Below are 11,497 nucleotides of genomic sequence, written 5' to 3' on the forward strand. Positions count from 1 at the left end.
GGCACCACGTGCGCGCGGAACAAGGCCGCCGTGCCCGTCCTGTGGATAACCCGTGGCATCGCCGAGGTTTTCCACATATCCTGGCGCCCATGAAAATCGCTCTCGTGCAAGTGACCACCACCGGTGATAAAGAGCGCAACATCGAGATTGTCGCGCCCCGCATCCGGGAAGCGGCGCGCAACGGCGCGACGCTCATCGTGCTGCCCGAGGCGGCGATGCAAGCCTTCGACCAGGGCCGGCTCGACACGCAGGCGGAGGAGCTCGACGGGACGTTCGCCACGTCGATGCGGTCGCTGGCGCAAGAACTCGGCGTGACCATCGTGGCGGGCATGTTCCGCCCGGCGGACTCGAACGGGGAGAACAACCGCGTGTACAACACCGCCTTGGTCACCGGCCCGGACGTACACAAGGGTTACGACAAGATCCACACCTACGACGTGGCGGACTACAAGGAGTCCGAGACCGTCAAGCCGGGCTCGGAGATGATGACTTTCGTCCACGAAGGCGCGGTCGTCGGCGTGGCCATCTGCTTCGACATCCGCTACCCGGAGCAGTTCAAGGACCTTGCCCGCCTCGGCGCGGAGGTTATTGTCGTGCCCACGAGCTGGGCCGACGGTGAGGGCAAGCTGGAGCAGTGGCGCACGCTGACCGCCGCCCGCGCTCTCGACGCCGGCGTGTTTATCGTCGCAACCGACCAGGCCCGCCCGGGCGGAAAGGACAACGCCGGCACCCCCAGCGGGCCGACGGGCATTGGCCACTCCGTCGTCGTCGGGCCCACCGGGCAGCGCCTCGCCGAGGCGGGGTACGAGGAGGACATCCTCTACGCCGAGGTCGACCCCGCCGAGGTCGCGGAAGCCCGCAAGGCCATGCAGCTGCTCTAACCTGGAGCCCTTACCAGCGTTAGAGCCAGCGCTGCGGCGCGTCCGGCGAGATCACATGCACGGGTGACTGCGCCCCACCGCGCAGCGCCTCCGCCACCGGTTCCGCGTGTGCGGCAGGACCGCAGATGATGACCGTGCGGCCGTCGACAAGCTCGGGCGGCACGGTAGCGCCCAGGGGAGCGCGGTGGACGCGCAGCCACGGGTGGAGCTCCGCCACGGCAGAAAACGTGGCGACGTCGTAGTGGTCGCGCCGGGATGGTGCGTGCAGGAGCAGATCGATCTCGGGTCGTGCGGAATTCTCAGCACCATCAGCGCGCTCGAGAATGTCGAACACCAGCGCCTTCGCCACAGCGGCGCCTGTGCCGAGGGCGACGATGAGCACGCGCTCACCCGCGTGGACATCGAGCACTTCACCGCGCGCGGCGCCCACCGTGACGTAGGTGCCCACCACCGGATCGAGTTCGCCGTCGACGTGGAACTCCAGCTGCCCGAAGGGGTTCGCCGGTAGCGCGGGCGCGAGGTTGACCCAGGCGCCCTGCCTACCGGCGGGCAGGACAGGGACGTACTGGCCGGGACGGTAGCCCAGACCAATGCCGGCTTCGAGCCGCACCAGCTTGATCCGCCCGTCTGAGCCGCGCTCTTCCACATGCGCGATGCGCGCCGCGGTGGCCGGCGGGATTCCCGCCTGGTCTGCGGCGTCCGCTTCGTGCGCCATGATCGCCGCCGCCTGGTCGATGACGTCGGCGGCCTCGGGCGCGTCGAGGACGCGGTTGAGGACCTCGGCAAACGTCGCGTAAGCGCTGGAGGGGAACCCGAAGCGGCGCATGTCGAGCGCCGCGGCGCGCAGGCGGTGGATGATTGCGTCGGGCAACGGCACACCTGCGTCGGGGAGGGAAACGAGGAGGGTCCGGAGGGCGTCGAGAAGCGAAGGTGCAATCGTCGATGCGCCTGCGGGGAAGACCCCGCGCGCGTGCGGGAGGGTGCGCACCAGCTCAGCGAAGAATCTCGCGCGCAACTCCTCGCCCTCGGCGTCGAGGCGGGCGACCAAGGATGTGAGTGTTCCCATGGGGGCAAGAGTACTAACCACATTCAAGGCGGGGCCTCGATTAATGTCGGAGGGAGAATTACCGGCATGTGACAAAAGGATTCCCGATGGATTACACCCCCTATTCACTCCTGCTCGATATCGGGTGGATCTCGATCCTGCTCATTGTGGGCAACGCGCTGCGCAACCGGCTTAAAGTGCTCCAGGCGCTGCTGCTGCCCGCCCCGATCACTGCCGGGCTGATCGGCCTGATCCTGGGCCCCGAGGTCCTCGGCTGGATCGGGTGGTCCGACCAGGTGGGCACGTACACGACCCTGCTGATTGCGGTCGTCTTCGCCTCGATGGCGTACTCGATGGAGATGGGCGGGTCCGTCGCTTCGGGCGCGCGCAACATGTGGAGCTACTCCACCGCGATGTTCATGGGCCAGTGGGGCATCTTCATCCTGCTGGGCATCTACCTGTTTGCCCCGGTCTTCGGCACCGAGCCGTGGTTCGGCATGATGCTGCCCGTCGGCTTTGTCGGCGGCTTCGGCACCGCGGCTGCGGTGGGGTCCTCGCTGGAGGACATCGGCATCGCGGAGGCCTCCTCGCTCGGGTTTACAGCAGCGACAGTCGGCACGCTCGTGGCCATCGTCGGTGGCGTCATCGCGGCCAACATCGGCATCCGCAAGGGCAAAGCCACCCAGCTGCAGGGCGATCTTCCGGACGACCTGCGCACCGGCTACATCGAAGACGTGGACGAGCGCCCGTCGATCGGCAAGGCCACGACCAACCCCTCCTCGATTGAGCCACTCGCGCTGCACGGCGGTTTCATCCTCTTCACCGTGCTGGTCGCCTACCTGCTCAACAACCTGATCACCGACAAGTGGCCGAATGTGTCCATCCCGCTGTTCGCCATGGCTTTCGTCGTGGGCCTGATCGGGCGCATGCTGCTGCGCGTGACCAAGCGCCAGGAGTTCCTCGACCGCGACACCGTCACCACCATCTCGGGCGCGGCGACCGACTACATGATCGCCTTCGGTATCGCCTCGATCATCCCGGCGGCGCTGGCCGACTACTGGCAGGCCCTGGTGCTCATGTTCGTCCTGGGCACGATCTTCTGTGTCGCGTGGATGCTGTGGGCTGGTCCGTTGTTCTTCGGCGAGTACTGGCTCGAGCGCGGCATCTTCGGCTGGGGTTGGGCGACCGCGGCTGTGGCCACCGGTATCGCGCTGCTCAAGATGGTCGACCCGAAGCTGAAGTCCGGCACGCTCAACGAGTACGGCGTCGCCTACGTCGGTTTCGCGCCGTTCGAGATCGGCATGACCATCCTCGCGCCGATTGCGGTCATCGCTGGCTTTACGACGGGCTTCGGGTGGGCGTCCTTCGGCATCGCAGTTGCCGTGCTCATCATGGCGTTCGTGCTCAAGTGGGTGCCCGCGAAGAAACACGGTACGGGGGCCAAGCCGGACTCCGAGAAGGCGTCGTCCGGCGCTGAGGCGAAGGCTGAGGCATAAGCGACGGGTTAGCGTCGAAGAGGAGTAAATCTTGATAGGAGGCCGCTAAACCCTGGTGGTGCGCGGCCTTCATCCGGCCTCTATCGGGTTGGGAGAAAAAGTTGAAGCTGAGTGGAACAGACTCAACTTCTGGGGCGTTACACCTGACGTAACGAAAAATAATCGGCAAGAAAGGACGGATGCACCGCAATGGCATCGTTCAACCCCACCACGAAAACGCAGGAGGCAATCCAGCAGGCTCTGCAGCGTGCCTCTGCGGCGGGCAACCCGGACATCCGTCCGGCGCACCTGCTTGAAGCAATCCTGAACCAGGAAGACGGCATCGCCGCGCCAGTGCTTAAGGCGACCGGCGTTGACCCCGCAACTGTGGCCGCGGAGGCCGGCGAGATCGTCGACGGTTACCCGAAGGCGCAGGGCCAGAACATGGCCAACCCCACTTTTAACCGCGACGCGCTCAACGCGATCAACACGGCCCAGGAGCTCGCCAGCGAGCTGGGCGACGAGTACGTCTCCACCGAGGTGCTCCTCGCCGCCATCGCGCGCGGCTCAGATGAGACCGCTGAGCTTCTGAAGAAGCGCGGCGCGACTTACGACGTGCTCAAGGGGGCGTTCCCCTCGGTACGCGGCAACAAGAAGGTCACCTCGCAGGACCCCGAGGGCCAGTTCCAGGCGCTGGAGAAGTACTCCACGGACCTGACCGCACGTGCCCGCGAGGGCAAGATCGACCCGGTGATCGGCCGCGACTCGGAGATCCGCCGCGTGGTCCAGGTGCTGAGCCGCCGCACGAAGAACAACCCGGTGCTCATCGGTGAGCCCGGCGTGGGCAAGACCGCGATCGTCGAAGGCCTGGCCCGCCGCATCGTCGCCGGTGACGTCCCGGAGTCGCTCAAGGGCAAGACGCTTATTTCCCTCGACCTCGGTTCCATGGTCGCGGGCGCGAAGTACCGCGGCGAGTTCGAGGAGCGCCTCAAGGCCGTGTTGGACGAGATCAAGTCGTCTGAGGGCGAGATCATCACCTTCATCGACGAGCTCCACACCATCGTCGGCGCCGGTGCCACCGGTGAGGGCGCGATGGACGCGGGCAACATGATTAAGCCCATGCTCGCCCGCGGTGAGCTGCGCCTCGTCGGCGCAACCACACTTGACGAGTACCGCCAGTACATCGAGAAGGACGCCGCGCTCGAGCGCCGCTTCCAGCAGGTGTACGTCGGCGAGCCGACGGTGGAGGACACCATCGGCATCCTGCGCGGACTCAAGGAGCGCTACGAGGTGCACCACGGCGTGCGCATCCAGGACTCTGCCCTGGTCGCTGCCGCGGAGTTGTCGAACCGCTACATCACCAACCGCTTCCTGCCGGACAAGGCGATCGACTTGGTCGACGAGGCCGGCTCGCGCCTGCGCATGGAGATCGACTCCTCGCCGCAGGAGATCGACGAGCTCGAGCGCGTGGTGCGCCGCCTCGAAATCGAGGAGATCGCCCTGCAGAAGGAATCGGACGCCGCGTCCCAGGACCGCCTGAGCGCCCTGCGCCAGGAGCTCGCCGACCAGCGCGAGAAGCTCGGCGAGATGAAGGCGCGCTGGGCCAACGAGAAGTCTGAGATCGACCGCGTCCAGCGCGCGAAGGAGGAGCTCGAGCAGCTGCGTAACGAGTCCGAGATCGCTGAACGTGAGGGCGACTACGCTAAGGTCTCCGAGCTGCGCTACGGGCGCATCCCGGAGTTGGAGCAGGAGGTTGCCGAGGCCGAGTCGCAGGCGCAGGCGACGAGCCGCACGATGCTCACCGAGGAGGTCACGCCCGACGTCATCGCCGAGGTCGTCTCCAGCTGGACGGGTATCCCGGCCGGCAAGATGATGCAGGGTGAGACGGAGAAGCTGCTCGCCATGGAGTCTGTCCTGGGCCAGCGTGTCATCGGCCAGTCCGAGGCGGTTACCGCGGTCTCCGACGCGGTGCGCCGCTCGCGGGCAGGCATCGCCGACCCGAACCGCCCGATCGGTTCCTTCCTCTTCCTCGGCCCGACCGGTGTGGGCAAGACGGAGCTGGCCAAGGCGCTCTCGGAGTTCCTCTTCGACGACGAGTCCGCCATGATCCGCATCGACATGTCGGAGTACGGCGAGAAGCACTCGGTGGCCCGACTCGTCGGTGCTCCTCCCGGATACGTCGGCTACGACGCCGGCGGCCAGCTCACCGAGGCCGTGCGCCGTCGCCCGTACTCGCTCGTGCTTTTCGACGAGGTGGAGAAGGCCCACCCGGACATCTTCGATGTCCTGCTCCAGGTGCTCGATGAGGGCCGTCTGACTGACGGCCAGGGCCGCACGGTGGACTTCCGCAACACCGTGGTGATCCTGACCTCGAACCTGGGCGCCGGTGGCAGCCGCGACCAGATCATGGAGGCGGTCAAGACCCACTTCAAGCCGGAGTTTGTCAACCGCCTCGACGACGTGGTCGTCTTCGAGTCGCTCAGCAGCGAGCAGCTCGTGGGCATCGTGGACATCCAGCTCAACCAGCTGGCCGAGCGTCTTGCCGGCCGCAGGCTCACGCTGCACGTCTCGGATGCGGCGAAGGCCTGGCTGGGCGAGCGCGGTTACGACCCGGCCTACGGTGCGCGTCCGCTGCGCCGCCTGATCCAGCAAGCCATCGGCGATCGCCTGGCCAAGGAGTTGCTGGCCGGTTACATCCGCGACGGCGACACGGTCAATGTCGACGTCGCCGAGGGCGGCGAGGCCCTGAGCGTCGACGCGGCGTAACTCGCACTACCCGAAGGTGAGATGAACGTGGGGACGGCACTGCCGCTCCCCACGTTCTTCTGCGCTCGGCTTCCCCGTTTGCGCACCCCACGGGCTAAGGTACGAGGCATGCAGCCGACAACGACGATCATCACCCGTGTTGCCGTTCCCGGTATTGAAAACGAGCACTTGGCGGCGCACCAGGTGGGGGATAACAAGTTTGTGGTGGCGAGTGTGCCGTTCGTGGATACGACGTTGGCCTTGGGCGACATCGTTGAATGCGTCCTGGTGAACAGGCATTTTCACGTCGATCGGGTCATTGTCCGCGGCGGGGCGTCGACAGTGCGCATCCTGCCCAACGAAGAGCACCCGAACGATATCGCGGAGACACTTCTGGCGTTCGGTTGCCGGGTCGAAATGGGCCCGGGCGGGATGATCGCAGCCAGCATCGGCGCTGACTGTCCGCGCGAGGGCATTACGGAGTGGCTCGACGGGTTGGAGGACGAGGGCGTCATCCAGCTCGCGCCCGGCTACACAGCTTAACGGGCGCGCCCATCCCGGCACTTGTCCCTACACTTGGCGGTATGAACGTTTTCGTCTCCGCCGAAGAGCTGCGCGAACGCATCCACACGGGCCGCAGTCAGGCCATCATCGCTGCGCTGTGGGAGCCGGCGGCGGGCGTGGCGTGGTCGAAGTTCCAGTCCCAGCACATCCCCACGGCGCAGTTTTGTGATCCGTCGACCACGCTGGCGGATCTGCCCAGCCGACAGACAGGCCGCAACCCGCTGCCGCCAGTGGAGCAGTTGCGCAAGGCCGTGCGCGAGTGGGGCATCGAGCAGGGGCATCCCACCTTCATCTACGACACCGGCTCCGGCCTTTTCGCCGCGCGCACGTGGTGGATTCTGCGGTGGCTCGGTGTCACCGATGTCCACATTGTCGATGGCGGCTTCACTGCCTGGGCCACCCGCGGCTTCGAAACAGTCGCGGGGCCGGGCAACATCTCCGTCTTCGCCGACGTCGAGGTCTCCCCGGGGGCACTGCCGGTCGCAGACATCGAGGCGGTCAAGCAGCACGAGGGCTTGCTTATCGACGCCCGCGGGGCCAACCGCTTCAGCGGCCGCCGCGAAATCTTCGACCTGAAAGCCGGCCACATTCCGGGCGCGGTAAACCTGCCGGTTTATGAGCTGTTCCATGACGAAACCCGGATGGTGCGTGACACCGACGAGATCCGCGACCGCCTGTTCAGCCTCGGTGTCACCCACAACACCGACCCGGCAGAGGTGATCGCGTACTCCGGCTCCGGTAACCACTCCGCGCTGCTGCTCGCCGCGATGGAGCACGCCGGCCTGCCGGTGGTGACGCACTACGTCGGGGGCTGGTCCCAGTGGAGCGGGGACCGTGCGAATCCTGTCGCGAATGACCTCTAAGCGCTGCGCCAATTAGACTGAACCGCGATGGCCTACCTACTTATCCTGCTCGGCGTTATCGCCCTTGCAGCAGCGGGCGCGCTGCTGATTTCCGACTCCCGCGAGCGCACCACTCGCGGCGATCAGCCGACCCCGATCGGCCGCGGCTCCGAGGTCGGCACTGAGCCCGACGCTCACACGGCCCCGGCTCCAGCTCCGGCTCCAGCTCCGCCTCCAGCACAGGGCAGCACGAAGCTGGACCTGAGCGAATTGAGCAACGAGCCGGAGGCGATCGACGTAGAGTTCGTCGAAGAGCCGGCCCCCACAGAGCCCACAGAGCCCACCGAGCCAGCCGCCGAGGAAGAACCAGCACAGCCCGCAGGGCTGGTCGCAGAGCCCACAGAGCCGGTGGTTGCTCAAGCCCCCGAGGCCACCGACAACCCCGAGGCCACCGACAACCCCGAGCCCACCGACAACCCCGAGCCCACCGAGCCCACTGAGCTCGCTGATCCAACCGAGATCACGGAGATCCCTACTGCCCCCCGCACACCGACGCGCCCGCACCGCCGCTCCGGCCTGCAGCTGCCGGGGTCGTCGCGCCGGGAGCGCCGTGCGTGGGCACAGCGTCACGGGTTCGACTTTGCCAAGCAGGACGAGTTCCTCACCGGCGAGTGGTCCCGTGGTGCCGCCGCCTCGGGAGCTGCGGCGAAGGATGTCGTGTCTGGGTCTGCTTACGGCCACGAGACCTTCCTTATGGACATGGGTGGGGTGACCGTCATCGCCATGCGCACCGGTGAGGTCAGCGACATCTTCGTCGACTTGCGCCGCGACGGTTTCTACGCGGACCCGTCCGGGGATCTTGTGGAGGTTGCGCAGATTGGACCATTCACGGTCCACGCCACCGACGCAGGTCCCGTCGCTCGTTTCATTGACGTGCGCGTCACCACGGCACTCGAGCAGTTCCCTCAGAGCGTGAGCGCGGTGTGGTTTGAGTCCGAGTGGGTGCTCGCCCAGGCCGAGCACGGCACCGCGCCGGAGGAGTGGGACGACATGCTCGCCCCGCTCGCGCTCCTCGCGGATGCGGCCCGTGTGCTCCCGCCGCGCACGTGGAACACCATCGAGCCCGAGTACCCAACGCGCGAAATGGGTGAGGCGATTGAGCCCGGTTCGGACGAGGACACTCCGGAGGAATCCACGCCGCTGGTGCAGCGTCCGGACGAGCCTGTTGAGCTGCCTACGCGCACGACCGGCACGGTGCGCGGCGTCATCGACCACCGCGCGATCGGCGGCGACGAGGTTGAGCCCATCGCGGACGGGACGACCCGGCCTGACTCCGTCTCTGACCTGACCCGGGTGCGTCGTGACCAGACGCCGCCGTCGATCTTCGGCGACTAACTTCCGCCCACGCGAGGCCGGACGCGGTACTCCGCGCGCCGATAAAATGGTCAGCATGACCAAAATTTCCTACAGCATGACCAATGACGTTGTCGCCCTCATCCTCGCAGGCGGCCGGGGCAGCAGACTTTCCCCGCTTACCGACGCCCGCCCCAAGCCCGCAGTGCCACTTGCCGGGAGCTACCGGCTTATCGACGTCACCTTGTCCAACCTCGCCCACTCGGGCCTGCGCCACGTCTGGATCGCGGAGCAGTACCGCCCGGGTCTGCTCAACCGCCACTTGGCGGGTGGTCGTCCGTGGGATCTCGACGGCACGCGCGACGGCCTGCGCATCCTCCCGCCAGGCCAGGGTGACACCGAGGACGGGTTCTCCGAGGGCAATGGCCATGCCCTGTACCAGCAGCTCGAGGCGGTCGAGGAATTCGGTGCCAGCACCTTGGTGGTGCTCAGCGCGGATCACCTCTACCAGCTGGACCTGCGTCCTGTTATCGAGCAGCACGTGGAAAAGGGTAGTGATCTGACAATTGTCACCTCGCAGCTCGACGAAGACGTGACGCGCTACGGGGTTGTCACCTCCGAGGGCGACACGGTTAGCGCCTATGACTACAAGCCCAAGGACCCGGCTACCGACGTCGTGGCGACGGAGGTCTTCGTCTTCGACGTCGCGGCACTGCGACGCGCTTGCGACGAGCTCGTGCCGGACGGCGCCGACGGCGCTGATCTCGGTGATTACGGCGACACCCTGATTCCGCACATGGTTGGCTCCGGCACGGTTCACGAGTACCGCATGGACGGCTACTGGCGCGACCTGGGCACCATTGATGCGTACTACCGCGCGCACATGGATTTGGTGGAGGGCACCGGCCTGGATCTGCACCGGGCGGACTGGCCCGTGCTGAGCAACCTGTCCACGTCGGCGCCTGCGCGTATCGCGGAGTCCGCCGACATCACGGACTCGCTGGTTTGCCCGGGCGCTGAGGTCGCGGGTGCTGTCGAGCACTCACTGATTGGTCCCGGCGTGACCGTGGCCAATGGTGCAACGGTGAGCCGCAGCGTACTCATCGGGGATGTCACCGTGCCTGCCGGAGCGCACTTGGAATCGGTCATCGCCGACCACTGCGCCGACATCCCCGCCGAAAACGTCGGACAGACGAAGCCAGGCCCGGGCAACATCACGGTGCTTGTCGCTGCGCGCAGCGACGAGGGCGACTCACTGACCCACGACATTGCCACGAAGAATCCCTAGCGCGCGACTGGGACTAAAGTCGAGGACGTTCGAAACTCGCGAGTAAAAGGAGACCCCCATGAGCCGCACCGACGTCGATTCCGCACAGCTGTCCCAGCTGGCGGAACTGGTCAAGGAGCTCGCCGTCGTCCACGGAAAGGTGACGCTGTCCTCCGGCAGGGAAGCCGACTACTACGTGGATCTGCGCCGCGCGACCCTGCACCACGAGGCGTCGCGGCTCATCGGAACGCTGCTGCGCCAGCTCACCTCTGACTGGGACTATGTGGCCGTCGGTGGCCTGACGCTGGGCGCCGACCCGGTTGCGACCTCCATCATGCACGCCGACGGGCGTGACATTGACGCCTTTGTAGTGCGCAAGGAAGCCAAGAAGCACGGCATGCAGCGCCGCATTGAGGGTCCGGACGTCGTGGGCAAGAAGGTCCTCGTCGTCGAGGACACCACCACCACCGGCAATTCCCCGCTGACTGCCGTTGCCGCGTTGCGCGAAGTCGGTGCGGAGGTCGTCGGTGTCGCCACCGTGGTCGACCGTGCCACCGGTGCCGATGAGGTCATCCGCGCCGAGGGCCTGGAGTACCGCTACCTGCTCGGCCTCGATGACCTCGGACTCTAGGGACTCGAGGGCTGGCGCGCAGCCCGGCCCCACCGAGTGGGGTGAGGGCCGCCACGGTGTGGGGCCGTGGGAGGGGCCGCTGCCCACAGACGAGCGTTACGACCCGCAGTTGCTGGCGGAGGGGGACCGGCGAAACGTCGTCGACGCGTACCGCTATCTGACCCGCGAGGCGATTATCCGCGACATCGACACGCGCCGGCACGCGCTGCACATTGCGATCGAGAACTTCGAAAACGACGCCAACATCGGCACTGTGGTCCGCACAGCCAACGCGTTCGCGGTCGACACTGTGCACATTGTCGGTCGGCGCCGCTGGAACCGACGCGGCGCGATGGTCACCGACCGCTATCAGCGCCTCATGCACCACGCGACGGTGGCGGATCTGCTTTCCTGGGCGGCGGAGAACGACCTCGAGGTCGTGGCTATCGACAACACTCCCGGCTCGGTGCCCTTGGAGACGGCGCAGCTGCCGCACAACTGCCTGCTCCTGTTCGGACAGGAAGGCCCCGGTATTACCCCGGAGGCTGACGCGGGCGCGGCGATGACCTGCTCGATCGCGCAGTTTGGGTCGACGCGTTCGATCAACGCGGGGGTGGCAGCCGGTATTGCGATGCACGCATGGATCAGGCAGCATGCAGACCTGAAACGTTCCTGGCAGTAGTGGCAATATATAAACAACACCGTCCTATGGAGA

General features: G+C 66.5%; 10 protein-coding genes. 9 read left to right on the plus strand and 1 reads right to left on the minus strand.

Annotation, left to right across the window (positions count from 1 at the left end; all coding sequences use genetic code 11):
* Positions 1 to 89: 89 nt before the first annotated feature.
* Positions 90 to 881, plus strand: a complete 792-nt coding sequence (locus VVR41_RS03455; protein ID WP_368523606.1) for a carbon-nitrogen hydrolase family protein — start codon at positions 90 to 92, stop codon at positions 879 to 881.
* Positions 882 to 900: 19 nt separating this feature from the next.
* Here VVR41_RS03455 and VVR41_RS03460 read toward each other — a convergent pair whose 3' ends face one another.
* Positions 901 to 1,947 (minus strand): hypothetical protein, encoded by a 1,047-nt coding sequence (locus tag VVR41_RS03460; protein ID WP_368523607.1) that lies wholly within the window; start codon positions 1,945 to 1,947, stop codon positions 901 to 903.
* Positions 1,948 to 2,033: 86 nt separating this feature from the next.
* On the opposite strand from VVR41_RS03460, the gene VVR41_RS03465 reads away from it, so the two are divergent.
* From VVR41_RS03465 to VVR41_RS03500, 8 genes are all read left to right on the plus strand, one after another.
* Entirely contained in the window at positions 2,034 to 3,422 is a 1,389-nt protein-coding gene (locus VVR41_RS03465) for a sodium/glutamate symporter (RefSeq protein ID WP_368523608.1), read from the plus strand.
* A 189-nt stretch (positions 3,423 to 3,611) separates the two neighbouring features.
* Positions 3,612 to 6,167: an ATP-dependent chaperone ClpB gene (gene clpB / locus VVR41_RS03470; RefSeq protein WP_368523609.1), complete on the plus strand. Its 2,556-nt coding sequence runs from the start codon at positions 3,612 to 3,614 to the stop codon at positions 6,165 to 6,167.
* A 108-nt stretch (positions 6,168 to 6,275) separates the two neighbouring features.
* Complete coding sequence (locus tag VVR41_RS03475) at positions 6,276 to 6,689, plus strand: DUF4265 domain-containing protein (protein ID WP_321102678.1); 414 nt, start codon at positions 6,276 to 6,278, stop codon at positions 6,687 to 6,689.
* A gap of 41 nt (positions 6,690 to 6,730) precedes the next feature.
* Positions 6,731 to 7,573, plus strand: a complete 843-nt coding sequence (locus VVR41_RS03480; RefSeq protein ID WP_368523610.1) for a sulfurtransferase — start codon at positions 6,731 to 6,733, stop codon at positions 7,571 to 7,573.
* Between the two features lie 27 nt (positions 7,574 to 7,600).
* The gene (locus tag VVR41_RS03485; protein WP_368523611.1) at positions 7,601 to 8,947 is read left to right on the plus strand and encodes a hypothetical protein; all 1,347 of its coding nucleotides are present in this window, start codon (positions 7,601 to 7,603) and stop codon (positions 8,945 to 8,947) included.
* Between the two features lie 55 nt (positions 8,948 to 9,002).
* Positions 9,003 to 10,193: a glucose-1-phosphate adenylyltransferase family protein gene (locus tag VVR41_RS03490; protein ID WP_368523612.1), complete on the plus strand. Its 1,191-nt coding sequence runs from the start codon at positions 9,003 to 9,005 to the stop codon at positions 10,191 to 10,193.
* A gap of 58 nt (positions 10,194 to 10,251) precedes the next feature.
* The gene (gene pyrE, locus VVR41_RS03495) at positions 10,252 to 10,803 is read left to right on the plus strand and encodes an orotate phosphoribosyltransferase (RefSeq protein ID WP_368523613.1); all 552 of its coding nucleotides are present in this window, start codon (positions 10,252 to 10,254) and stop codon (positions 10,801 to 10,803) included.
* Complete coding sequence (locus tag VVR41_RS03500) at positions 10,787 to 11,464, plus strand: TrmH family RNA methyltransferase (protein ID WP_368523614.1); 678 nt, start codon at positions 10,787 to 10,789, stop codon at positions 11,462 to 11,464. Before pyrE ends, VVR41_RS03500 begins: the two co-directional genes overlap by 17 nt.
* Positions 11,465 to 11,497 lie beyond the last annotated feature (33 nt).

The organism is Corynebacterium sp. LK2510 (assembly GCF_040946405.1).
In the GTDB taxonomy this organism is placed as follows: domain Bacteria; phylum Actinomycetota; class Actinomycetes; order Mycobacteriales; family Mycobacteriaceae; genus Corynebacterium.